Origin of the sequence: Neolewinella aurantiaca (genome assembly GCF_008014675.1) — a bacterium.
GTDB classification, from domain to species: Bacteria; Bacteroidota; Bacteroidia; order Chitinophagales; family Saprospiraceae; genus Neolewinella; species Neolewinella aurantiaca.
Genome location: NZ_VOXD01000030.1, coordinates 50,916 through 77,519 on the forward strand (window position 1 = coordinate 50,916; position 26,604 = coordinate 77,519).

Genomic DNA, 26,604 nt, shown 5'->3' on the forward strand with positions numbered 1-26,604 from the left:
GTCCACTAGCATTAGCCCCCACCGACAAATTTGTTGGTGGGGGCTTTTTCATGAGGCGCGGCCGCAGGTGCAGCGCTGGTTCGGTACGTCGTCTGCAGCGAATAACCATTGCATACTCTTTCTATTGAATCCGTTCCGGGATGATTTCGAAAACCACCTGAAATGAAGTGGTTTGGAAAAATCAGCGTGTCGTTGCCATCGGAAATGGCAAGGCAGGAAGACGCAGGTGAAGCCAATATTGCCAAAGCTTATCAATGCTGCTAACGCCGAGAGTAACAAGTGATAAATACCCGAAACGGTGCGTCGACTTGCACCTACAACTTGCCTTGCACCTGCGTGTGCGCCCCGAATCCCGGCAAAAGACGAACCATCCAAAGCAATGGGCCCACCCGAACATTTCGGATGAGCCCATTGCCCGATTTTGATCAACCAGTATTGTTGATTATTTACTCCGGCTCGAAGCCGAGGATAATATTGAAAGTACTGAGGTTTCCGTTTTCGGAGGTCTCTGCATCTTTATCGAAACCTACGCCCCAGTCGAAACCGAGAGTACCGAACATCGGCAGGAATACACGGGCACCGAATCCGGCGGAGCGCTTGAGGTCAAACGGGTTGAAATCGCGTCCGTTCCGCCAGGCGTTACCGGCCTGGGCAAAGGCAAGTACGAAGATGGTACTCGATGGGTTGAGGCTGAGCGGGTAGCGCAGCTCCATGGTGTACTTGCTGAAGATCGGTGTAGCACCGTTGGCTCCCGTAAGCGGGTTGATGTTGTTCTCCAGTTCTTCGATCTCGTAACCACGGAGGGAAACGATGTCTACCCCGGCAAAGCTAAACTGCTGGTTGTTGATACCATCGCCACCAAGCTGGAAACGTTCGAATGGGGCAACACCCACTGCGTCATCGTAAGCACCAAGGAAACCGATCTTAGCCTGAGTTTTAAGTACGAACTTACCCACCAACGGAGTGTACCAGTCGGCGTTCAGGCGCCACTTGTGGTACTCCAGATAGCGGAAGCGCTCTTCCACATCAGCCAGGTCTTCGGGGTCATCACTGCGCAGCCCGAGGTTACGGTAAGGTGGTGTCAGCTTCACGGTAAGCTCGATGTTTGATCCCTGCTTGGGGAAGATCGGGTCGGTAGCCGTAGAGCGGGCCAGTGTAAACTGGAAGCTGAAGTTGTTGAAGTTACCGTTACCAACGGTCTCTCCGGAATCGGTGATGAAGAGGTTACTCCAGTTGTCCAGAGAAAGCGTCTGCAGGTTGATACCACTGCGGAAGACAAAGTTATCATCTGGCCAGCGGAGACGGGTTCCGAAACTGACGGAGCCCTGCTGGATGATGAGCTTGCGGGGCAGTGCCTCCGTACCGAGGTCGTACTTGTTATAGAAAGCAGAGACGGTGAGGGATGTCGGGCGCTTGCCACCAAGCCACGGCTCGGTAAGGCTTGCGTTGTAGCTCTGGTAGAAGCGGCCGTTGGTTTGGGCGCGGAGGCTCAGACGCTGACCATCTCCCTGCGGAAGTGGGTGCCATGCTTCCTTATTGAAAAGGTTGCGCAGCGAGAAGTTGTTGAAGGTTACACCAAGTGTACCAATCACACCACTCTGGCCACCCCACCCTGCGCTGAGTTCCAGCTGATCGGATGGCTTCTCTTCTACGGTGTAGATGATATCTACCGTACCCCGGTCGGGGTTGACCGGGGTATCAATGCCGAGGGTTTCCTGGTTAAAGTAGCCCAGGCCGATGATCTGCCGCTGCGAGCGAATGATATCCGAACGGGAGAATTTCTGCCCCGGGCGGGTGAAGACCTCACGGCGGATCACGTGCTCGTGCGTCCGGTCGTTACCGTTGATCACCACCTTATCGATGGTAGCCTGCGGGCCTTCGAATATCCGCATTTCGAGGTCGATGGAGTCGCCCTCGATGGCGACCTCAATCGGGTCTACACTAAAGAACAGGTAACCGTTGTCCATGTATAACGAGGAAACATCCGCGTTGTCCTGGCTGAAAGAAAGCCGGCTCTGGAGTTCTTCCTCGTTGAATACATCTCCTTTTTCGATACCGAGTACCTGACTCAGGGTTTCTTCGTCGTAAATAGAGTTGCCCTTCCAGGTGATGTTGCGGAAATAGTACTGATTCCCTTCGTGCATGTTGATATCGATCACCAGGTCACCGTTCTCGTCACGGTACATACTGTCGCTCAGTACGCGTGCATCGCGGTAGCCGAGGGTGTTGTAGTAGGCGATGACCGCGTCTTTATCGTCTTCATATAGTTCAGGCCGAAACTTGGAACTCTTCAGGAAACGCCCTTTCTGGCTCGTTTCCTTCATCCGCTTGCGCAGTTTCTTTCCCTTTACGGCTTCCGCACCAACGAAATTAATTTTTTTGATTTTAACCCGCTCTTTCTTATCGACGTCGAAAACGAGGCGAACAGAGTTGGCACGCGAAGTATCCACGATCTCCTCTACCTGTACGGTGGCATCAAGGAAACCTTTTTCCACGAAGTATTCCCGGACGCCTTCTGCTGCGTTCACCTTTGCGTCTTCGGTCACGATACCACCGCGGACGATGTAGCCATTGATTACCTCGTTGAGGTCTTCGTGCTTACCCTGCTTCACTCCTTTGTAGCTGTGGCGCAGGAAACGGGGACGCTCCTCGACCCTCAGGCGCAGGAAGATTACGTCTCCAATCACTTTTTCCTGCTCGATGGCAACATCCGTAAAAAGACGAAGCCGCCAGAGGTTCTTAATGGCCCGCGGAATATCAGGGCCGGGAACGCGGATCTTATCTCCAACACTCAGCCCGGTAACGCCGATGATCGCGTTCTGCTCGGCAAAAAAGGCTCCCTCAACGGAGATTGCGCCGATCTCATACTCCTGCGGATCAGAGTAATCGTAAACCGGCAGGTTCAGGGAATCTGTCTGGGCGGTTGCCGAAGCGACCGTGAACAAACAGAGCAGGAAGGATAAGTAAACGCTTAATTTCATTCTAATGGAAGGTTTGGAGCAGTAAAACAGGACAGGGCTCCCGGGGTAAAAGACAATGTGGGGGTTAAGGTGGTTGGTCGGGATCAGGAGAGTTGTTCACTTGTTTTACCAAAACGGCGCTCTCTCTGCTGGAAATCATGGATCGCTGCATACAAATCAGGCTTCCGGAACTCAGGCCAGAAGACCGGGCTGAAGTAAAACTCTGCGTAAGCAGCCTGCCAGAGGAAAAAGTTACTCAGGCGGTGCTCGCCACTGGTACGAATGATGAGCTCCGTATCGGGAAACTCTCTGGTAGACAGTTGCTGATCGATCAGTGCTTCATCGATCGCCGATGGATCCAGGCGGTTGGCCGCCACCTCGCCGGCAATGCGGCGCATTGCGTTGGTCAGGTCCCATTTCCCGCTGTAATTGAGTGCGAGGATCAGTTCCATCCCCTTATTCTGAGCGGTATTGGCGATGCCGAACTTGAGGGCATCGCGGGTTGCCTCCGGCAAACCGGACACATCTCCTACCGCCCGCAGACGAATGTTGTTCTTCAGCAAGGTGTCCATCTCGGAGCCGATCGTATCTACAAGCAGTTGCATCAAAGCACCTACTTCCATTTCCGGACGGCTCCAGTTCTCTGTACTGAAGGCGTAGAGAGACAGGCACTCCACACCCAACTCGGCGCAGCCCTCTACCGTAGCACGTACTGCTTCAACAGCCGAATGATGGCCGAATACACGGGGTTTGCCCTGCTCAGTTGCCCAGCGGCCGTTGCCGTCCATGATCACGCCGATGTGGCGCGGGAGACGGGTTTTATCGATTTGGTTTTTGAGTTCCATATCCATTTAAGGGCGCAAAGATACGAACTGAGTCGGTGAGTTAGTGAGTCACTGAAGTAAGAAACCCCTCCCTCCCCTCTGGGGAAGAAGGGCTCCTGGAAACGCTGCGCGTTTTTAGTTGTGTCCTTCAACCTGGGTTGGCCTTTCGGTTACCCCGGCCGTGAATCAGGATAATACTATTAAAATGCGGTCCGTGAACCGGACAGGTATGGGTATTAAAGCACTTCGCTCCGCTCGTTCGTCACGCTCTCCTCTCCAAAGGAAAAGAGAATACGTAAGGCGAACAAGCGGAGCGAAGTAAGCGGAGACAGCAGCTGCCAATTCACCAACCTGATGAATTGACAGCAACTCAGTTAAAAGTCAAGGCCAAGCCCAACCAAAACGTTTCTTCCTGCCTGAGGGTACATTCCTTTAAGCACGGTCTCTGAGCCGGCAAAGTTGTAACGGTAACTCCACCCGTTGGAGACGTACAACTGATCGGTGACGTTGCGGACCAACAGCGTAAACCGCAATGCGCCCAGGCGGGAGTCTCCCTGCGGGCGCAAGGTGTAAGCCAGGCGCAGATCGCTGTAGTAGTAAGCATCCAAGGCAGCTCCTTCAGTACCGGAGTTGTCCACGAAGCGCTCACCAACATACTTAGTCTGTAAACCGGCTTCAACGAGGTGGGCTCCTTCATTCACAACGCGGTAGTTGAGGTCCAGCGCTCCTACCACACTCGGGCTGAAGGCCAGCGGCGTGTCTTCGCGCAACACTTCATCCTGACCCAGCCAGCCGAAGTTTTCGTCGTAGCTGTCCAAAAATTCGGTAAAAGACTTGATCCGGTTACGACTCAGGGCAAGGTTACCTCCCACCTGAAACTTATCGGAAACACGGTAACCCGCCTGCAGTTCCAGACCAAGACGGTAACTGTTCGGTACGTTGGCGCGGGTATACTCACCAACATCGTTCAGTTCTCCGGTGAGTACTAACTGGTCTTTGTAGGCCATATGGTACACGTTTGCCCCATAGTTGAAATCGCCGTGCTGACGGCGGATGCCCAACTCGGTATTGTATAATTTTTCGGCCCGGGGGCGGGTGCTGAGTGGGTTTTCAGTAAAGTCGTTGCGGTTAGGCTCGCGTTGTGCAACGCCGAAGCTGGCGTAGGCCTGCCCGCCGGAGGGCAGTTCGTACAATAAGCCCGCCTTCGGGTTGAAGAAGGTATGCGTGGCCGTCTCGTCGATCCGGCTCAGGTCGTTGGCGAAGCCAAGGAACTCGTAGTCGACATAGCGCAGTTGAAGATCAAGGTAAGCGCTCAGTGCTCCGGTAAACTTGTAATTGGAGCGGAGATAATTGCTGAAGTCGCGCTTGGTAGCGTCGTTGTCGTAGTAGCGATCGCGGATTTCGGAGTCTCCGGCGTTGCGGGCCCAGATAACTTCGCCGTAGTGACCGCCCTGGTATTCGTTGGCCGAGCCACCGAAGGTAATGTCCAGTTTGTCGCTTGCCAGGTAACGAAGGCTGTAAACAGTACCGTAGAAGTGGTTGTCGAGCCAGCGGCGGCGGATCAGATCAGTTTCTTCTGGCCCGTCCTCACCGGTGTCAATGCCGTAGTCGGCAACATCTTCGCCGGCTTTGTACTGCTCAAAGTAGCCCAGGCCACGGGTGTAGTGGCCACTGATGCCGAGTTTCCACTTGCTGCCGAACTCGTTGTTGTAGTGGAGTTGGTAGTGATTCTGGCGGTAGTTGTCGACTTCGTTGTCGTAAGGTTCGCCTTCTTTCTCGGTTCCAACGGAGTTGTAGGTCCGGCCGAATTCGTCGATTTCTTCCTGGGTAACGCCGTTCCAGCTCTGGTACGTGACTTCATGGCCACCGAATGCGTTGAAACGCCACACTGCACCTGCGCCATCGCCCACGTATGTAAGCCCTGCGTAGTAACCGTCTAGGTCTGCTGAAGCGCGGTCAACGTAGCCATCAGAGTGCGTTTTGCTGTAACGTGCATCGATCTTCAGCCCGTTGTCTAGCAGCCCGGAAGTGTAGTTGACCGAGCCACGGCGAGTACCGAAGCTACCCACGCTGCCATCGATGCTCAGTTTCGGCTCTTCACCGATCTGGTTGGTGCTGAAGTCGATCGTAGCACCGAAAGCTCCTGCTCCGTTAGTACTCGTCCCTACCCCACGCTGGATCTGGATGTTGTCGGCTGAGCTGGAAAAATCGGGCAGGTTGACCCAGAAAACGCCCTGGCTCTCGCTATCATTATAAGGTATACCGTTGATGGTTACGTTGGTCCGCGTCGGGTCGGAGCCCCGGATCCAGATGCCGGTGTAGCCCGTGCCCGTGCCGGCGTCGGAATTGACGACCACCGAGGGCGTCCACTTCAGGAGGTAGGGTGCGTCCTGGCCGAGGTTGGTTTTGGCGATTTCGGCGGCGGATACTTCAGTATAAGTGACCGGAGTGAGGGCCGTAGCGGCAGTGGCCGTTACGGAAACCTGATCGAAGTAGTAAGCTGCTACCAAGTCGTTACCGATCAGCTGTAAAGTCAACGGCCGGCCATCCAGAAACGAACTGACCTGAGCGTAAGCCGGAGTAAAACCGGTATTGAATTCCAACGTACCGTTCAGGTTCTCTTTTGGTATTTCCAGGCCAAAGGATCCTTCTGAATTTGTTGTAGTGCCCACTTTAGTTCCGCGTAACAGCACAGACAGGCCAACCATCGGTTCACCTCCTTCTGTAACAACAATACCGGTAATAGATTTTTGTGCCATTAGCGTACTGCAGCACGCCAGCGCCAGCACGGCGCATAGTAAGAATCGCTTCATTGCGAGAAAATTTTTCCCTTCCCGGCATTACCCGGGCAGGTTCCTGATTAAGTAATCTAAGGGTTTGATCTCAGCCGTTCCGGAAGGACTCCGGGTGGGCACCCCTTGGTTTCGGCCGCAAAGATACGAACGAAATCGAGAAAACAGAGAGCAAGTGAAGAGTCAGAAAGTTTGAACTCGTGTTATGCGCGTCGACAAAAGGAGAATGTGCCTGTTCCAACACCTACCAAACTGCCTGAGAATCAATCTGCATTCGTACCTTGAGGCCATGACAAAAAGAAACCGGCCACCCAAAGGGTAACCGGTCCGAAAAAAGAGCTTTGAGAGGCTATCTACATACCAAACTTTTAGCGGGGTCGATTCCGCTGGTGTCTTTAAGTTTCTGAGATTAAGAAATTCGCTTGTGTCTTTATGTTCAATGAGATTACGGCGCTTGTGCCTAAAGAATGTCTGAGATTACAATTCGCTTGAAGTGGTCGTGAGATCAATAATTCAATGGGATAATTTCTGAGATCAAAATTCGCTTGTGGTCGTGAGATCGTAATTCGCTTGTTTCTATGAGATTATAATTCGCTTGTGCCTTAAATGATGTCTTCCGGTCGTTTCCTCCCTTCGACATTACAAATGTGCAGCAAGAAATCACCGAATACACGTACAAAGTGAAAGTTTTCTGGACTTTTAAAAAGACGGCACAAAACTACAATCAAATGATTTACAGCAAATTACATCGAAAATGAATGTTCAAAAAGCAACATTTTACCAAACAACACCAACCTCGCGTACAGGATTTTTTCTTCAAAAAAAATCTCTCCACCCCGCTAAAAGCGGATTTTTTGCGCTTATCCTTCTTTTTTGTGTCTCATTCTTTGGTTCTCCGGCTCACCTATCAGCCCAGCCCGCTGACTTTACTGCCCGGGACCCATTAGCCGGAATTGCTAAGGATAATTGGCTCAAGCCAGACTCCACTTTCAATAAAAAGCGGTTTTACCTATCTGCCGGCACGGGGGCGGCACTTTACGGCGCGGCCAGCGTTGGTTTATACAAGACCTGGTATGCGGATTTTGGCCGCACCGGGCTGCGCAGCTTCAACGACTGGCCAGAGTGGAGCCAGATGGACAAAGCCGGGCACGCCTTCACGGCTTATATGTTCAGCCGTTATGCTTTTGCCGGGCTGCGCTGGAGCGGCATGAAACGCCCCGCGGCGCGCTACGCAGCCTTTGGAGTAGCGAACCTACTTCAGGGTACTATAGAAATTATGGATGGCTTTTCGGAAGGCTGGGGCTTTAGCTGGTCCGATATGGGGGCTAACGTAAGCGGGAGCCTTCTCTTTACGATCCAGGATGCAGTTTGGCACGAACAGCGCATCCTTATGAAGGTATCCAACGACCTGCGCCCTATCCCGGACGTACCCGTTTTCAGCGCCAACGGAGCGGAAGGCAATCTTGGCTACGTAGTGGAAGATCGTTTCGGTACCAATGTTTTTGAACGCTACCTGAAAGATTACAACGCCCAGACGATCTGGGTGAGCGCCAACCCGAAGGCCTTCTTCCCGGAAAGCAAGATCCCCGTGTGGCTTAACGTAGCCGTTGGCTACGGGGCAGAGAATGTTTACGGTGCCTACGGCAACACCTGGCAGGAGAATGGCCAAAGGTTCCGGTACGCTCCGGAACGTTACCGGCAGTGGTTTCTCAGCCCCGACATCTACTTCAGTCGCATCCCCACTAAAAAGCGCTGGGTCCGCCTCACCCTCGGGATTCTGGACTTCGTCAAGTTCCCATCTCCCGCACTGGAGTATTCTCAGGGTAAGTTAAAAGGACACTGGATCATGTGGTGACCCGACATTTTGCGGCACCTCGCCTCCTTGCTATCAACAGGCGCGGCCGCAGGATGCAGGGAGCGGTTGATGGAAAAGGGATCGTTTCGGCATTCCTCATACCGAAGTCCTCTCAGGGAACGCCGGGGAAAACAAATCTGTAGTATCAGCCCTCCTGCCTGGCACAACTTTCCCCCGGAGCTTGAAGGGCTTTTCCCTGCCAGCAAGCTATCTTCAACGATAGCTAATGGTAAACAACTGCATTCTTTCTCCCTGCCTTCCCCTACCCTTCTTTGCACCTGCGAGCGCGCCAAACACCTTACCTTAGCAAAAACAACCAAACGCCATGATTAAAACCATCATTAAAATAGGCCTGGTAATAGTAGCAGGTCTGCTCGGTTACAACTACTTCTTCGGCGACGCAGCGGAGCAGGCCCAGAGCCGCGAAATTGTCGGCAAAGCCAAAGACCTCGGCAAAGACGCCTGGGAACTGCTGAAGAGCGAACGCACCAAGCTGCAGGAAGGCAAATACGACGGTGCCCTGGAAAAACTGGAAGGCCTGTACGTAAGCCTGAAAGACCGCGCCGGAGAACTGGCGGACTCGGATGCCCTGGACCGCATTACGGAGCTGACCGAGCGGCGCGACGAACTCGAAAAAGCCCTCAAAGACGCTGGCGGTGAACTCTCCAGCGAGGGCAAACGTAAACTCGACGACCTCACGGCCGAAACGGAGGAATTGATGAATGAAATGGAAACGAAAGACACGCCCCACTAACGGGACAACCGGCGATCGCAAAATCATCCATATCGACATGGATGCTTTCTTTGCCAGCGTGGAGCAGCGGGACGACCCCGAACTGCGCGGTAAGCCCGTAGCGGTAGGCGGCTCCAAAATGAGGGGCGTCGTAGCCGCCGCCAGCTACGAAGCCCGGGTCTTTGGTGTCCGCTCGGCAATGCCAAGTGTTACGGCAAAGCGGCTTTGCCCCCAGCTGATCTTCGTTAAGGGCAACTTCGAAAAGTACCATAAGGTCTCGAACCAGATCAGAGAAATTTTTCTATCCTATACCGATCTGGTCGAGCCGCTTAGCCTGGACGAGGCCTACCTCGACGTTACCGACCCTAAACGGGGGCCAGCCAGTGCTACCCTGATCGCGAAAGCCATCCGCCGCGAAATTCTGGAAACAACCCAACTCACCGCCTCGGCCGGCGTGAGCTTCAACAAGTTCCTGGCTAAAGTCGCTTCCGACATCAACAAGCCCAACGGCATGAAAGTGATTACCCGCGAAGAAGCCCCGGCCTTCCTCGCTGCGCTGCCCGTAAAAGACTTTCACGGCGTAGGGAAGGTTACCGCAGCGCGGCTCGAAAAAATGGGCTTCCGGACCGGCGCCGACCTGATGTCCCTGACGGAACTCGAAATAGCCCTCCGCTTCGGAAAGATGGGCCGCCGACTCTACAGCATCGTCAACGCTCTCGACGACCGCCCCGTGAACCCTACCCGCAACCGTAAGAGCGTCGGGGCCGAACGAACCTTCAGCGAAAACATCGACACCCGTCATGCTATGCGCGAAAAACTAAACTTCCTTTCCGAGAAGGTTTTCAGTTACCTCAAGGAGAAAAACAACTACGGCCGTACCGTTACCCTTAAGATGAAGTCGCCGGAGTTTGTAACCCATACCCGCTCCCGAAGCTTCGCCGGCGAGATTCGCAGCCTTGCAACCCTGCGGGAAACGGCTCATTCGCTTCTCGACGAAAACATCGAGGAAGTACCGGTCGTCCGCCTTCTCGGATTGTCCGTCTCTAACCTCGAACGAGAAGGACTCGGTGGGCACCAGCTCCTCCTCCCCTTCGAAGAAGAATAACCAGGCATCAGGTGCCATCCACCCTGAAATCCACACGCCTCCAAGAACCGGGCAAACAACAAAAAGAAACCTTTTCTAAAATTTCTTTGTTGTAGCCTTGGATATATTACCTCGCTCGCATTACCTTTGCGTCGCTTTAGAACAAAAGCACCGTCGATCCTTTAGCTCAGCTGGTTAGAGCATCTCACTTTTAATGAGAGGGTCCTGGGTTCGAACCCCAGAGGGATCACGAAAATCAAGCCTCCTTCACCACCCGGTGTCGGAGGCTTTTTTCATGTCTTTTGCGTCCGTTTTTCACTCAGCCTTTTGGTTTTCGTGACAAACAAAGCCTTTCGGTACGACAGGAGCCCTCAGGAAGCCAGAAAGCTTTCTTACCAGGCAACCACAAAGAAAGAGCCCCCTGACTCACGTCAGGGGGCTCTAAAACACTTGAACAAAATAGAGATTAAATCTCAAAATCCTACTGACGGATGATTCGTCCGCTGAGCGGTCCGTCGTTTGTCTGTACCCGGAAGATGTATGCCCCGACGGGCCAATCCTGTACATCGACCCTTACCCATTGTTCACCACCTTCAAGTTGAGGACTGGCTTCAAGCAAAAGGCGTCCGTTGAGGTCAGTTACAGTAATCTGAACGCGTTGTGCTTCGGAGATGTACACACCGATGCGGGTGAAACTCCGGGCGGGGTTTGGCAGAACGCCGAGTAGCCCGGCGTTGTCCGGTACTGAGCTCACCTCCGCGGCCGAATCGGCTGCGGTATCGGTTACTGCTGCATCGCTCCAGGTGAGGAATAACGGATGAGTAGAGAGGGTGTTACCGTAAACCTCGTCGGAGAGGCGCTCATCTTCGGCCATAGCGAGGTAATCGCTCAGCTGCCCATCGGCTTGTGCCCGGAAGCGTACGCTAACGATCTCTTCGGTGGTGAGGTAGTTGGCCCAGCTCATCCAGAGGTAATCTCTTCCGCTTCGGAAGTTGTCCTCTGTATTCAGGCTGGTACTGGAGATGCCCAGGTAAGTAAGGGCAGCATCGTTCCAGCGGAGCCCTGCCTGGCCTCCGGCGAAAGAAGTACTGTTTTCAAGGCTGAGCGTAACAACAACTTCTTCCCCTGCGGAGAAGGCTTTGTTTTCCATCCCGAGCGATACCGGACGGCCAGCGTCTACGACACTGCTCCTTCCACTAGTGCTTGCACCTGCGAATGCGCCCACAGAGTCATCAAGGTCTCCAAGACGGATACCGATGAAATCGTGATCGAAACCACAAGCCTGTAGTTGCTCAATCGAGATTTCCTCAGACGGCGTTCCGGTCCCGTCCCAATTGGCATCCACGAAGCGCCAGAGTGAACCTTCAGGGTACAGCTCCTCGCGGGCGAGGATCAGCCCCCGAAGGGCAATCAGGTCGTAAATGTCGGCGGTCCCGTCGCGGTTGAGATCTGCCGCAAGGCGGAGGAATGGATTATCGATGGTAGTCATACCCAACAAGTGACGTTGCAGGATTACCAGATCGATGGTACTCAGGCCTTCACGAGGATCGATGTCTTTAGCAGCACTCAGTACGTAACTGCCACCGACCGAAGCGCTGAGCTGGTAGCCACCAAAACCGTTAGTAACGGTAGTACCTGCCTCAGTTCTGACTTCCACATCAGTGATTGGTGTTCCGTTCAGGGAGTTTACGTGACCGTTCAGGGTAAGGCTTTCCCCTACCTGGCAGGAGTTACAAGCCAGATTCGGATCCTGCAGGCGGACTTTTACTTCACACTTGCGCCAGTTACGGCCACCAATGCTTCCGTCGGGCTGCACGGAGAAGGGATTGAATGCATTATCCCAAACGTACACCTCGAGGTAAACTTCGTAACGGTCGTCACAATCGAGGAAAATGCTGGTCATGCTGAAATCGGCCTTCTCCCCTACCCTGTTGAGAGAGAACGTCAGGTCTCCGCTGCAATCCGCGAAATTGCAACGGGCCAGGTCTACGGCTTCCACCAAAACAGCGGCCTCTTCAACGATGCCGTCGTTGTCAATGTCTCCTTCCTCCAGCAGTGGTGCAAGGTTGTAAATCCGGTCTCCGCGGCAAACAAGCGCCGGGACGTAACAATCGTAGACTTCGAAGACCTGCTCGTCTACGACGGTATTTCCGCAATCATCGGTTACCGTGAATACGTAGCGGTGAATACCAACTGGCAGGTTGGTTGCGAAAGTGTACTCAGGGAAACTTCCCGTGAGTTCGCCCACCTCATTGCTGGTTGTTTCTATTACTCCATTGTTGTTGATATCAACGCCAACCACAATCTGTCCCTCATCGATCTGGCAAGCATCATTTACGATGATGGTTGCCGGAATCGGAGCACGGCAGAAACTGGTGTCTACACAAACCGAATCCAGCATCGTTATTTCAAGTACCGGAGCGATCGTATCGAATACCTTGAAACGCTGGCTGTAAACGTAGCGGCCTCCGGGGCGTGCTGCTTCCTGGCGGATATAACCGGCAGGATTATCACCACAGAATCCTTCAGCGACAGGCAGGTCATTGTTGTACAGGCTGTCGGTATCAATGTAAATACTGTCCTCGGTCCGGATCAACCACACATCGGCCTCTCCTTCAATTCCGTTACAGTTCTCGTCCCGTTCAATGCGGATGGAAGGAGAAACGCCGTCCCATTCACACCAGTTGGTGATCACGAAGTTGCGCTGGACGTAACGACATTCTTCACCTTCGATTGGCAGCAAAATATCTACCCACCGCGAGGTAATCGAGTCACAACTACTTCCAACGATCTGGAGTGTATCCGTAAAGTTGGTGCAATCTGTTTCCGCATCTTTAGGGAAACGAATAGCGTAGCTTAGTGAGGGAGTGATGTAGATGTCCTGCATAAAAATACCCATGCTCAGATTGCCGTGCTGATCCACAGCCTGGAAACGACGACGAATACGCTCGGGCGAGCAATTGTCTCCCGTTAAAACCGGCATCAGTTCCGTTGCTCTTGCAGAGCAGTTGTCCACAACGTCCGGCATTCCGAAGAGCTCACGCAACAAGGTCGTGTCGTAGGCATTGAAATGATCGGGCAGGCTGTCACAATTCAGGTAGAGCGTTTCGAGGCCGGTACAATATGGGTCTGTGTTGTCGGTAATCAATACGGTCGAAGAACAGTAGTTCTCGTTTCCGGCAGCGTCCACACCACGCAGTTGCACCGTGAGTTCGAAGCCAACATCGTTGCAATCGAAATAAAGGCGGTTATCATCCCATGCAGACCATCCGGTGGTGTCTACCAGGCGGCTCCGAATCTGGAGCGAGTCGATACCACAGTTATCGTAACTGAACTGATTGATTACTGAAATCGGAACACCGATAAAGCCACTGCCTGGCAGCGAGAGATTGATGGTTGACTTACAGACCATAACCGGATCCGACAGGTCTGCCACCCGGATACGACAGTACCGGCCTTCAATTTCTTCCTGGGGATGGATACCGGTGAAGTACAACAGGTAGTCGCCCGGAGGTACGTTTTCGATCAGGCGATCATCGTTCATTTCCAAAGTCCGGTACAAGGTGGTATCCCCGTTGCTTCCGAGGCTGAGCACCTCGGTAGTGAACGTCCAACCGGATGAATCACAGATGTTATTGAGGTCGGGTTGCGGTACTTCGATGCTTGCCCAACAATCATCCTGCTCAAGTGGCCACAACATGATGTCTTCCTCAATAATCGGACAATAGTGGTTACTGATCGGGCAGCTAAAGAACGGCAGGCCGTTATTCTCCAGCTTGATCGTCTGAAGGTAGGTAGTAGTAACACTACGGCACGGATCCTGAACGGTCCAGGTCCGCAGGATAGTGGTTCCCCCATCTTCAGGGCGAATAGTTTCGACGTCGGAATAATCCGTTACCAGATCAATTCCAGCGGAGCCATTTAGTGCAACGGGTTGTCCTCCGATGTAAACGAAAGGATAGCCGGTATAAATCGGGGCCGGATGATTGTTTTCATCCACGGGAAACTCATCGGAACAACCAAACCGGATTTGCACCGGTGGCCAGGTAATATCTTCGAAGTTCAGGCTACGGAAATTGATCGTTTGGGCACAAACATCATTCAAAACCGTATCCGGTAGACTGAGACTGAAACTGCGGACAATCCGGGCGCTGACGCAGGTGCCAAGCGAGTCGTCGCTGAAGACAATGTCAAACGCCCCACAGAAAGAGTCTATCTGCGGCACGCCGAAGCGATTCAGTGAACCGGCATCGTTGAACAGTCCGGTCAACTCATTATCAACTAAGTCAAAAATTGCCCCGATGGTATCAAGCTCCGTTACCGGAGCGGAAGCTTCCGGTCTGCGAATTCTCAACTCCTCTCCGTCGGCGGAAACGATCAGCCAACGGAAATCTCCCGTTTCATCAGCCAGCACACTGCTGGTTACAAGACTGTACACCTCATTGGGACGCAGGGCCACGGAGAAACGTTGCTGAAGAACCATTCCTTCAGGAATAAGGCTATCGGGAAGTACCGGCAGAGAAAGCAATCCGCTGGGTTCAGCAGTTACCGGTCCGTCGTTACTCAGGTTACAACAATCTAGTGTTTCCTCTCCCCTCTGGCTGAATACTGCACCCAGTAATTCGTTATCTGCAGGGGCGTAGAGGTAGAAGCTGAAGAGACGAAGTTCCGTCAGGTCTTCTTCTGTCCGTGCGATGGTAAACCGCTCGTAGTAGCGACGCTGTCCGCTAAAGCTTTCCTCGGACATCCAACAAACTTCCTGCTCGGCAGCTTCAAAATCGTTCTCCGTAGTAAGTTCACCTTCAAACGACTGAAGGGTTACTTCGTGGGTGATCTCATTCACGTCCTCCGGACAGGTTACCTCAATTTCCGGGGCATCAACGGCGATACTGCTCAGACAAGTAGGATCATCCTGGTCCTGAATCGTAATGGTAAGAGTACCACTACCGGGAACGATGCTGCCAACCCGAACGAATTCATTGAATCTACCTTGCTGGCCGTTGGCCAGCTCCCATCCGTTAGAGTTGGTGTTTTGAGTGGTGACGAAAATCTCTACCGAGTATTCGTCGTCCTCAGGATCTTCGGTGCCGAAGTCATTACAACTCACTCTTGAGTCCGTGATATTCAGGCTACAGACAGCTTCACAACCTGTAGGTCTTTCGTCCTCGGCCAAGGTGAAAGTTGTGGAACAGGAAGCACCTCCCAGATCAGCAATCGTAAAGGTGAAATCCGCTCCGAATAGAGGTAACGGACCAACCGTGACGGTTGCATCGTAGAAATAAGCCCCATCACCGTTTACGTTGTAAGCAACTGTTGGAGCGTTAACCATACCTACGTTGAGTTCAAAAGTATAGGTATCGTCCGTTATATCGAAAGGAGTATCATTGTCATCACATACAGCGTTGCTAACGACCGGCTCCAGAATGCACACGTTAGAACATGGCATGGGAGGTTGAACCGTAGCGGTAAAGGCACAGTCTTCGTCTTCCTCATCCCGGAACTGGAAGCTCTGCGCACCATCTGCGATCAGGTAAGGCCCGAAGGTGACTTCTTCGCCGTATACTCCGGAATCACCGCGTTCGGTCGTCCACCCCGGACCGACGTTAACGCCATCGAGCACCATTACAATGACGAATGTGTCGTCGCTCGGATCAGTAGGGGTTCCCGGATCAGAACATTCAGTACTGATGATTTCTCCGGAAGTAATGGCACAACCGTTGCTACACGGCATGGGAGCATCGATTTCGATTGACTCTGTACAGCAGGAGTATGTTTCATCCGTAGCGGTAAATGTGATATTTCCGTCAGCAATCAGGAACGGGCCGATTTCAATTTCGACGCCGTAAGCATAAGTCTCACCGTTGCTCGTAAAGCTGGCACTGTTGTCTCCATTGACCCGCACCGTAGCGGTAAAAGTATCGTCGTCCTGGTTGAGTTCCGTACCGTTATCATCACATGAGACACTGAGTAGTTCCAGGTTGAGTGAGCACTGTACATCCATCAGCATATAGCTGTTTGTACTTTCACAACCAAACTCATCAATTACGACAACACTGTAGTCACCACTCTGAGAAACCAGAATTGTTTCCTGATCATTCGTACCGACCAACGGACCATTAGGCCCTGTCCAGCGAATAGATGATATATCATTGATTGAGCTGTAAATTAAAGTAACCGGCACTTCCTCGTCAGGACAGTGAATCATTGGTCCTGATACAGAGGCGACATCGATAGGTACGTCGAAAGAGGTTACCGTTTGGCTGGAGGCAAACCACCATGTATTTAGCGTATTCTTATCTCCGTAACCAGTAGTATTTTCATCAACCACCGTACAATCGCTGGATGGGTAAGCTTCAAAGTTTGTCCATGTCCGACAGTTATCAGTACGACACTCACACCCATCGAGCACCCGCGTGGGTGCTCCGTTTCCAGGATCGTCCGGAATATTGACATCATCATAGTGCAGGTTCGCAGTACCTGCGTCGTTACAGATTGGGCGAATCGGAGTCACGCAAAACCCGTTACGCATCAGTTCACCGTCGTAGAGTGCCCAGTGTTGAACCCCTTGGATATAGCTCACGATGATATCAACAGTGGCTCCATTAGGAGATCTGCTGCCGTCCGCCAGTAAGCCATCCCACGGAACACACGCCGAGAGGTTGGTACTATCCTCAAAACCATAAGCAAGAAGACGGTCAGAATCTATATCGTAAACGCCGTTCCCATCAAAATCAAGGAGGAGTTGAACTTGTCCCGGCAGAGAAGCCGTAACGGGAATACAAAAAGTCTCGTCAGGCTGACACATCAAAGTTCCGGAAACAGAAACTGATCCACACCGTCCATCGGGAAATAATACAGGGTCGGGCTCCTCCAGGAAGATGAGGTGTTCGGCGACGTTAGCCGTCGCGTTTTCGCCAGCGATGGATTGACGGTCTGCCAGCAGGTCTCCACTTTCACCCGGCCCCGTACGGTTGAATGCCAGGTTGAACGAAAGGGGCTGAAAGCCTGAATCTGTAAAATCGATTTCCGTTACAAAGCCATCAGAAGTGTAAGAGTAGAACTTGGTGCTCAACTCTGCACCGAAAGCACATTCAGGCACTTGAGGGTCCAGTTCAGGAACACGGAAAGCCCAGTTCCGAGAATACACCCGGCCTGTCTGTACAACATCGTTATTGGCAATAGTGATGTCCCATAGTCCGATGTACCGGGGCCGGTTGCTACTGTTCTGATCGAATTCAATGTAGTACTCTCCTGCTGCCGGAGCAACAAAAGAAGATTCATCGTCAGTAGGATATCCTCCCGCATTGAAGACTGCCGGCCCCAGGGCCGCCTGCTCAAAAGTGGAGAGGTTTTCGTTATTAGAGTTCACCCTTACAGGGCCGAAGACTACACTGCCATCAGCAACACTGCGCACTCTGTAGTCGAATTGCCCGAAAGACTCAGGTATTCCTGAACTTTTAAACAGATGGGACATCCCGATGTATACGGTCTCTCCTGCTTCAGCTATTCTAAACAGAAGCCGGCTGTTGGCCGGGCCGTCGTAGCTGGCGAAGTCCCCGAAATCAGGGTGCCCAACAAAAAGCATGACTGGGTCTCCGTCTGCAGTTCGGAGGTTAGCTGTTCCTTCGGCAAACAATGTGCCTGATAACAGAAACAGGGAAAATACTGTTACATAGAGTCGGCCAAGAGGCATGGCCAGGGATGAAAAATATGTCATGTTGTTATTGTTCAAGTGTAAGTAAGACGTAAAAAAGGCAGTTAGGATACAGACTGTGTTACCATGCCACTGGCACCAGCAAGAGGTCTCCGATGAAGTACGTTAATTAAATGCTATACAATTTCAAATGAAAATAAATACTGCCCATAAAGAGCCTAAAACTGAATTCCTGAGCCGAAAGGTTAAATTCCGGAGAAGCAACCCATAACATACTCACAAAGTTAACTGTTTAACCGCGAATATAAAAGGGGGAACGACAGTCTCGCCATTCCCCCTGGTGTATTCATTGTTGCTAAATAAGCTCTCTTTAAGAGAAAGCCCGGACCATAGTTCGTGAGAGGCGTTCCCCCTTGAACGTTAATGTGTATACCATTGCTCCTGCCGGGAGATTTCTACCCTGCAGTTTCACGGAATTAACACCCGCTTCAAATTCACCGGAAATATCACTCAGTACCCGACCGCTAAAGTCGTATACGTTCAGTCGGGCATCACCCGCTTCCGGTAGATTGAAGGTAATCGTCGTTTCAGCGTTGAATGGATTTGGCACGTTCTGTGATAATTCCACTACTGCCATTGCTCCGAGGTCAAAGCCACCAATCATTACATCCTGATCACTTGGGAGAGAAGAGTCATTGACGTTGAGAACGATGGTCATCAGCGCTTCATCATCAATGCTGTATGCTTCGGTGAAGGTAGGATTGTCAACAAAGTGTACTGCGTCACTTACCAATCCCGGGCGCAGAGAGCGCAGGCGGACAGTAAACAAAACAGCCTCTCCATCAACCATCTCCCCTGGCTGGGTCCAGTTAGCAGAGACATAGCCACGGTCTACGAAACGAAGACCAAGCTGATCTTCAGTTAAGAGTCCGGGAACTACTTCCTCAACTTCCAGGGCTTCGTCAGCGAAACCAAGTGTGAACTGCATTCCGGAGATTCCCTCCAGGTCGATAGCCCGCACCGGAAGGTCGAAGAAGTCACCGCCTTGCAGGCGGCGCTCTTCGATTTCCAGTTTCTGCGTTTCGTTTGAACTCCGGCCACGGGTACCATTCAGAATGTTACCGGTCGCTGACTGAATGAACACTGAGTTGTTCAGGTCACCCATCTTGATAGCGTAGAAGTCATTGCCCATGGTACAGGCATCTACGTTAGCCAGATCAATTTTGCGCGGTGCGTCCATCATACGGTCCAGTTCATCTCCAACAGCTTCGAAGTAGCTTACAGGAACAAAACGCCATGTTTCGTTGCCAGGCAGAACTTCTGTGTTGCCGAGAATGATGTTGCGCATCAACAGGCGGTCAATTACGGTCAGTGTACCACTGTTGTTGAGGTCAGCTGCCATGAATACCAACGGATCAGTAATCATCTGCAGGCCTAACAGGTGACGCTGCAGGATCAGTTCATCCAGAGTGGAAACGCCGTTGGCAGCGATGTCCTCTTTGTAAGGCGTGATCGAGTAGCTTCCGGCAGTAACACCTGGGAAGGCGTACTTACCATCGTCTCCGGTCAGTTCAAGGCCGGTCATTTCGCCCTGCATTTCAACTTCAACACCTGGGAGTACAACACCAAGCGATGTGGTAATGCTACCACCCAGCGTCAGTGAACCATCGGCGTTACAGTCGTTACAAAGCGTATTCGGATCCTGTACGAGTACTTCTACAACACACATTTTCCAGTTCGGACCACCAACAGTTCCGTCCGGCTGGACAGCGAATGGGTTGAAGGCGCTGTCCCACATGTAAACCTCGAGGTCTACAGTGTAACGGTCCTCACAGGTCAGAACGATGTCGGTGCTGTCCACGTGTGGTACGTCACCGATGCGGTTTACAGAGTAGCGCAGCGGACCAGTACAGTCCTCTATGTTACAGCTTGCCAGGCGGCCAGCGTCAACAATCGCTCCTACAGTGATCTCATTGCCTTCACTATCCACCACCGGAGTTTCCAGGGTTTCGAGGTTAGCAATCAATCCGCTGTAGCAAATCGGATCAGGGATAGAACAGTCAACAATCTCGAACGGAATCGCAGCAGAAACAGCGTTGTTACAGCCGTCTACGTAGCGAATGATCAGGTTGTGCTCACCAAGTGGCATTGCTGCCTTAATGAAGTAGTTCGGGAAAGTACCCTGAACAGCAAGGTCAGTCTGGAGGCGCATCTCCGGGTTGCCATCGCGACCCAGATCAATCATCACCAGCCAGTTAGAACCGGCAGCAGTACACTCTCCGGAGATCGTGATCGGAATCTCAATGACCGTTTCACAACCTTCCTCTTCTGTAGCACAGAATACCGGTGGTACTTCGTAGTTCAGTACAGGATTGGTTTCGTCGAAGATCGAGATACGCTGCGTGTAAGTCCATCCACCGGTAGTAGCGAAGGAACGCAGACGGCCAGTAGCGTTGCTCTCTCCGTCGCACTCCGTTCCGCGGGTACCCGCAGCCGGGATAGCGTTACCAAAGTCAGTATCAACATCTACGTAGGTAGAGTCACCATCAACAATGGCGTAGAAGATAGATTCTCCCTGCTCACCGTCGCAGTCTTCATCACGGCTGATAACCATCAGATCGTCAGTCTCCGGATTGAACATACAGTTGTTGATGATGATGTACTTACGCTCGATCACGAGACAAGCATCACCGTCTGCTGCAACAGCTTCTACAATCGTATCCTGGTAGGTTACGCTGATGTCTGCACAGCCAGCTCCGATGATTTCAAAGCCTTGGTACTCGTCCAGACAATCCGTGAGGGTGTCTTTCGGCAGAACCATAGTGAAGCCCATGTCAGATGTAATCGTGATGCGCTGTGTGAACTCCTGAGCGCTCACGTTACCGATGCCATCAATTGCCAACCAGCGGCGGATGATAGTACCAGACTCAGAACAAGCGTCGTAGTCAACAATCGGAGTAAGTTCAATCGACTCTGCAGAACAGTTGTCAATCACAACCGGGCGACCAAATGCAGCCTGGAGTGAAAGCGTATCGTTCGCATCAAGATCAGATGGAACCTCATCACAGGTAAGGAAGAGATCTTCCAGACCAGTACAGTATGGCAGCGTGTTGTCAACAACGGCTGCGTTGGTTGTACATACGTTGACGTTACCGCCAAAGTCAACCACGCGCAGTTGAAGCGCGACTACAGTACCAGCGTCTTCACATACAACTTCGGCCCAGGCACCCCAGTCGCTCCAGATTGGAGTAGAGAGTGAGTCACCCGTGATCGGATCGATGAGAAGTTCGCGACGAACAAGGATGCTGTCGATGCCACAGTTGTCGTAGCTACCCAGATCGATCATCTGGCTGTAGATGCGGGCAACTCCGTAACCACCCACGCTAACGTTGATGTCACTAATACAGATTGCAGCAGGCTCCTGTGTATCGGCTACGCGGAAACGACAGTCAGTCGTACCTACGTTGCCACAGTCATCGCTGACTGCGTAGCGGAAGACGTAGTCCCCTGCGCCAAGGCTCAGAGCACGGTCGTCATCGTTACCAATCACAAGAACTGTATCGCCAAGACCAAGCTCGTCGACCACGTAGGTCACAATGGTCCAGCTGTCAGAACAAGCGTCAGTTACGTCAGGCAGTGGTGCCGTGAAGTTGGCCACACAGTCGAAGTAATCCATCGGGAAGAGCATGATGTCATCCTCGAGTACCGGACAGTAGTGGTTGCTGATCGGGCAGGATACTACCGGTGCACTGAAGTCACCCGTACGGATGATTTGCTCAGCACTCAGTACATCGTCAGAGCACTCACTGGTAGCGGTCCAGGTACGACGGATCGTCTGGGTTCCGCTACAGGTTTGCTCGACAACATCGTTGTAAGCAACATTAAGCGTTCCACAGAACTCATCGTCGAAGCGTGTAGTATCACCGAAGGCCGTTACGATGGCCGGGATGCCAGTTACGGATGTAGCCGGGTTACCGTTCACGTCAGTTGGGAAACCTTCACCTTCACAGTCGAAGTCGATAGTGTCGGTCGGGAAGATCACATCAGACACCAGAGGCTTACGGATTGTAATGAGTTGCGTATCGGCAACCATTGTACCGTCACAGACAGAAGCGGTAAAGATCCGGCGGATAACCGTTTCATCACATCCTGCTGTTGCGTCAGGTCCTCCACTGATGAAGGTGTCGTTGAAGTCAATGGTAATGTCTCCACAACCAGATACCGTAGCGACACCAGTGTTGGCAAGACTACCCTCTACATTGAAGATCTCGTTGTAATCAGTACAGATCAGTGTACGGTCATTCACCATGTCAGTATCAGCAGGTGCTTCGATACCAACTTCAGGAGCGCGACCGGTGATGATCTGTTCACACGTTTCATCGGAAGCGTCACGGAAGACAAACTCGTTGTCTCCACACACATCATCTACTGTGATGGTTACAGTCTCACCGTAAGTACCAGAGTACTCAGTACCCGTGATAACCCATCCGTTCTCAGAACCGGCACCACTGTTGGTAACGGTCACGTCGAATTCGTAACCACCATCGTCATTACAACGTGAAGCAGAAACGATCACTACGGAGATGTCACACTCAGGCTCTTCCTCACAACTGTTCGGAACAGGAATTGTGAGTTCAGTACCACAGGAAGCATCATCGGCATCGACAATATCGAGTACCAGGTCAGCAGTGCCCGTAGGTAGTGTCAGAGTAGTCGCTACACCGTAAGTACCAGTGTATGTACCGTCCGCAGTTACCCAGTTGTCGCCGGTGTTGAAGCCGGTCACAGTAAAGGTTGCAGTGAACGTATCATCGGAACCGTCAAGTTCGGTACCGTTCTGGTTACACTCGGTAGTCGTAAAGTCAACTACCATAATCTGGCAGTCACCACAAGGCTCAGTCGGAGCGGTGAAAGTAATTTCATCGTTACACTGACCCTGGTTCTGCATATCGAGGAACTCGAGCGTTACGTCACCATCGGAAATCAGGAACTCGAAAGTCTTGATCGTATCAGAAGTACCGTACTGTCCGAGAACCATGCCTTCGCCCGGTACATCTACCATGTAGAAGTTACCCAGGCCCTGGTGATGTACTGCCACCGTTACGATGTAAGTATCATCAGAAGGATCAGCGGTTCCGTTGTCGTCACAAACGTTGCTGAGTTCTTCTACTTCGAGAATACAGTCAACACACTCTTCAGGAGACTGAACAAGCAGTGCTGCAATTTCGGTACAGTTTTCATCATCAGGGATGATGTTGGCTCGTACGTTCTCACCGATGCCGAAGCCACAGTAAGTCATCGTTTCACCGAAGACTCCTGTTTCGTCGGCGCGACCCGCAGGTGCAGTGTAGCGGATGGTGTAGCCACCCGTTCCACCGGATACGATTACGTCGAAGCAGTAAGTGTCGTCATTACCATCTGCCGGCGTTCCGTTGTTGTCACAATCTGTGCCGAGGAGTTCAACTTCGAGCAGACACTGAATAGGTTCAGAACATGGCTCAGGAAGGACTACGTCGTAGAACTCAACGTCACAGTAAATGTCGTCGGCATCTTCAATCCGGTAATCCTGTGTAGTGCGTACGTTACCGTTCTCGTCGTGAGTTGGGAACGGACCGAAGGTGTACTCCTGACCGAACTGCGTACCGGAACCGATTTCAGTATCGGTGAAGTGATCGCCTTCAATGAGTACCCAGCCGTTCGGGCTGTTGTTCTCGCCAACAGAGTTTGCAGTTACGGTGATGTAGAAGAAGTCGTCAAACGGAGTCGCAGTACCGTTGTCGTTACACTCTCCAACTGTCAGTTCAGCAGTAATATCACATTCGTCAGAACATGTCTCTCCCGGAGCTACTACCTGGATGGTAGCAGAACAAGTAGGAGTAACGCCTACACTGGTTACCGTGATGGTTTGAGTACCGCTGATCGGGTTCGGGAAGTAACCGAAGCTGATGTTGGTACCGAAGGAGTTGTTTCCTTCTCCACCTGGCGTCGTAGACGTCCAGTTGTTGACATTAGTGCCACGTACTTCAGCGGATACCCACCATTGATCATCGCTAGAGATAGTCGGTGTGCCGTTGTCGTCACAGATAGACTCTCCAAGCTGAACGATAGTGATCGTACACGCATCAGAACATGGTAGTGTACCAGGAGCGATAGCGATAGATACTACGTAGTTACAGCTAGGCTCGTCGGCATCCTGAACGTTAAGTCTCAGAACTCCGTCGACTACATCGTCCTCAGTGAAAGGCCCTACTTCAGGGGTTTCTTCACCGTAAATTCCGGTGCCTACGAGACGTCCGTCCATAGTAGACACTGTCCAGCTGGCTCCGAACTCGTTGATTCCGCGAGCAGTAATACCCAATGTAAAGAAGTCATCGGAAGGATCACTTTCTGTTCCATTGTCATTACAAACCGGTGAGCTCGAGTTGAATGCGTTGATACGACAGCGATTAGAACAAGGTCCAACCGGAGTGTAATCAAACTCCGCAGTACAAGTAGCATCCTGAGCATCGGTAACGATGATGGATACGGCTTGGATTGGGTCGTCGTTTCCTGCGTAAGCAGAGAGTTCAACTTCAAGAGGAACACCTACTGTGCCACTAATAGCATTGCCATTACGGTCGACCAGTCCACTCGTCCATTCGCCGGACGGACTTGTACCAGTAACGAGAATCGTCATGGTATAGTAGTCATCCAGAGGATCTGAGGTAGAACCGTTGTCATCACATACAGGATCTACAGTTACCTCAGCAAGCAGTTCACAAGTGATAACCGGTACGATACCAGCATCGAGGTCGTCGTAGAATTCACCGGCAGAGACGAAGACTTGTTCAGTCATACCATCCATTGCTGGGTCAGCGTCGCTATCAAGAGCTTCGTTTGCACCTGCGACCGCGCCCAGTGTTGTCCACTCGAAGCCGTCAGGCAGGATGAACTGTACACTGTAAGTACCAGGAACAAGCAGATCGAAGAGGTACTCGCCGTTTTCGTCAGTTGTAGTGCTCGCGATAACGTTTCCGTTCTCGTCTTTGAGGTTTACAACTACGTCAGCAACACCCGGCTCATCAGCATCCTGAATTCCGTTTCCGTTAGTGTCTGACCATACGAAGTTACCAAGGCTGGAACATGCGGAAGCATCTTCAACAACGCGGGCTACTTCGGTGATAATACAACCAGTAGAAAGGTCGGTGATGGTAACGGTGTATGTTCCGGCAACAAGGCCAGTAACCGTTTCAGCAGATTCATTCGCGTTACTCCAGTTGAAGCTGTAGTTACCGCTACCGTTGAGTACTACTACCGTCAGTTCACCACGATCAGCTGAGCTGAGACAGATGGTATCGTTCTCAACAGAAGCAGTCAGTGTGAAGGACGGTGCAATTGTGTAGGATTCGGAAATCGTACAAAGAGCAGCGTCAGTCACCTCTACAGTGTAGATACCTGCGCCCAGTCCTGTCTGGTTGTCACTAGTGGTATTAGTAATACCAGGACCAGTCCATGCGTAGGTGTAAGGAGCAGTACCTCCGGTAACATCAAGGTTGATCTCACCACCGGTAGACTCGTTACAAGCCAGTTCAGTGATGGTTTCGTCGATATTGAGCGGGTCAGCAGGCTCGGTGATGGTTCCTTCAGCGGTAGTTTCACAACCGTTGGCATCAACGATGCTTGCGGTGTAAGTACCAGCGGTAAGGCCGGTCGCCGTAGGACCTGACTGAGCAGGAACGGTGTTCCAGGTGATTGTGTAAGGCTCAGCACCACCGGTTACCTCTACCGTCAGCTCGCCGTCGGCATCGCCGTAGCAATCCAGGGCAGCGTCTGCGATAGTCGCTTCCAGTGTGGTTGCTCCTTCAATCGTGAAGGTTTCAACTTCCTCACAACCGTTTTCATCAGTTACAGTGAGAACGTAAGTACCAGCAGCAAGACCAGTGCGGTCTTCTGTAGTTACTGTGTTGTCGTCACCCCATACGTAGCTGTATGCTGGTGTACCGCCGGTGACGGTTACGTCAATTGATCCGGAGGCGTCTCCGTCACAGTTGATGTCGGTCGTCGTACCGGTTACGTCAAGTTCAGTAGGCTCGGTGATGGTTCCTTCAGCAGTAACCTCACAACCGTTAGCATCAACGATGCTTGCGATGTAAGTACCAGCGGTAAGGCCAGTCGCCGTAGGACCTGACTGAGCAGGAACGGTGTTCCAGGTAATCATGTAACCTTCAGTACCGCCATTAACGGTAACAGTCAGTTCGCCGTTTGCATCTTCGAAGCAGTCTACTGCAGCGTCTGCAATAGAAGCAGTCAGTTCAGCAGGCTCGGTGATGGTTCCTTCAGCGGTAGTTTCACAACCGTTGGCATCAACAATGCTTGCGGTGTAAGTACCAGCGGTAAGGCCGGTCGCCGTAGGACCTGACTGAGCAGGAACGGTGTTCCAGGTGATTGTGTAACCTTCAGTACCGCCATTAACGGTAACAGTCAGTTCGCCGTCTGCATCTTCGAAGCAGTCTAATGCAGCGTCTGCAATAGAAGCAGTCAGTTCAGCAGGCTCGGTGATGGTTCCTTCAGCGGTAGTCTCACAACCGTTGGCATCAACGATGCTTGCGGTGTAAGTACCAGCGGTAAGGCCGGTCGCCGTAGGACCTGACTGAGCAGGAACGGTGTTCCAGGTGATTGTGTAAGGCTCAGCACCACCGGTTACCTCTACCGTCAGCTCGCCG

At 52.1% G+C, this 26,604-nt stretch carries 8 protein-coding genes and 1 tRNA gene; 4 read left to right on the forward strand and 5 right to left on the reverse strand.

Annotation, left to right across the window (positions count from 1 at the left end; all coding sequences use genetic code 11):
- Window positions 1-446: 446 nt before the first annotated feature.
- From FUA23_RS17135 to FUA23_RS17145, 3 genes are all read right to left on the reverse strand, one after another.
- Window positions 447-2,981 carry a BamA/OMP85 family outer membrane protein gene (locus tag FUA23_RS17135; RefSeq protein WP_147931992.1) on the reverse strand — a complete coding sequence of 845 codons (2,535 nt, stop codon included), beginning with the start codon at window positions 2,979-2,981 and terminating at the stop codon, window positions 447-449.
- Window positions 2,982-3,064: 83 nt separating this feature from the next.
- The gene (locus FUA23_RS17140) at window positions 3,065-3,805 is read right to left on the reverse strand and encodes an isoprenyl transferase (RefSeq protein ID WP_147931999.1); all 741 of its coding nucleotides are present in this window, start codon (window positions 3,803-3,805) and stop codon (window positions 3,065-3,067) included.
- 353 nt (window positions 3,806-4,158) lie between these two features.
- Window positions 4,159-6,597 (reverse strand): TonB-dependent receptor, encoded by a 2,439-nt coding sequence (locus tag FUA23_RS17145; RefSeq protein ID WP_147931993.1) that lies wholly within the window; start codon window positions 6,595-6,597, stop codon window positions 4,159-4,161.
- A 733-nt stretch (window positions 6,598-7,330) separates the two neighbouring features.
- On the opposite strand from FUA23_RS17145, the gene FUA23_RS17150 reads away from it, so the two are divergent.
- The 4 genes from FUA23_RS17150 to FUA23_RS17165 all read left to right on the forward strand — a co-directional run bounded on the left by FUA23_RS17150 (window position 7,331) and on the right by FUA23_RS17165 (window position 10,498).
- Window positions 7,331-8,431 (forward strand): DUF2279 domain-containing protein, encoded by a 1,101-nt coding sequence (locus FUA23_RS17150; RefSeq protein ID WP_147931994.1) that lies wholly within the window; start codon window positions 7,331-7,333, stop codon window positions 8,429-8,431.
- A gap of 325 nt (window positions 8,432-8,756) precedes the next feature.
- On the forward strand, window positions 8,757-9,185 hold the full coding sequence (locus FUA23_RS17155) for a hypothetical protein (protein ID WP_147931995.1): 429 nt from the start codon (window positions 8,757-8,759) through the stop codon (window positions 9,183-9,185).
- On the forward strand, window positions 9,154-10,269 hold the full coding sequence (gene dinB / locus FUA23_RS17160; protein ID WP_147931996.1) for a DNA polymerase IV: 1,116 nt from the start codon (window positions 9,154-9,156) through the stop codon (window positions 10,267-10,269). The genes FUA23_RS17155 and dinB overlap by 32 nt, the downstream gene beginning before the upstream one ends.
- A 155-nt stretch (window positions 10,270-10,424) precedes the next feature.
- Window positions 10,425-10,498: transfer RNA gene (locus tag FUA23_RS17165), tRNA-Lys, on the forward strand.
- 231 nt (window positions 10,499-10,729) lie between these two features.
- Here the strand turns inward: FUA23_RS17165 and FUA23_RS17170 are convergent.
- Window positions 10,730-17,965 (reverse strand): T9SS type A sorting domain-containing protein, encoded by a 7,236-nt coding sequence (locus FUA23_RS17170; protein WP_147931997.1) that lies wholly within the window; start codon window positions 17,963-17,965, stop codon window positions 10,730-10,732.
- A gap of 307 nt (window positions 17,966-18,272) precedes the next feature.
- Window positions 18,273-26,604 (reverse strand): SdrD B-like domain-containing protein (locus FUA23_RS17175; protein ID WP_319923274.1); only part of this gene is annotated, 8,332 nt, incomplete at its 5' end.

What these genes read in the sequence shown, in the direction of transcription:
- FUA23_RS17135 (WP_147931992.1), bottom strand. Translation starts at nt 2,981, where the DNA reads ATGAAATTAAGCGTTTACTTATCCTTCCTGCTCTGTTTGTTCACGGTC.
- FUA23_RS17140 (WP_147931999.1), bottom strand. Translation starts at nt 3,805, where the DNA reads ATGGAACTCAAAAACCAAATCGATAAAACCCGTCTCCCGCGCCACATC.
- FUA23_RS17145 (WP_147931993.1), bottom strand. Translation starts at nt 6,597, where the DNA reads ATGAAGCGATTCTTACTATGCGCCGTGCTGGCGCTGGCGTGCTGCAGT.
- FUA23_RS17150 (WP_147931994.1), top strand. Translation starts at nt 7,331, where the DNA reads ATGAATGTTCAAAAAGCAACATTTTACCAAACAACACCAACCTCGCGT.
- FUA23_RS17155 (WP_147931995.1), top strand. Translation starts at nt 8,757, where the DNA reads ATGATTAAAACCATCATTAAAATAGGCCTGGTAATAGTAGCAGGTCTG.
- dinB (WP_147931996.1), top strand. Translation starts at nt 9,154, where the DNA reads ATGAAATGGAAACGAAAGACACGCCCCACTAACGGGACAACCGGCGAT.
- FUA23_RS17170 (WP_147931997.1), bottom strand. Translation starts at nt 17,965, where the DNA reads ATGACATATTTTTCATCCCTGGCCATGCCTCTTGGCCGACTCTATGTA.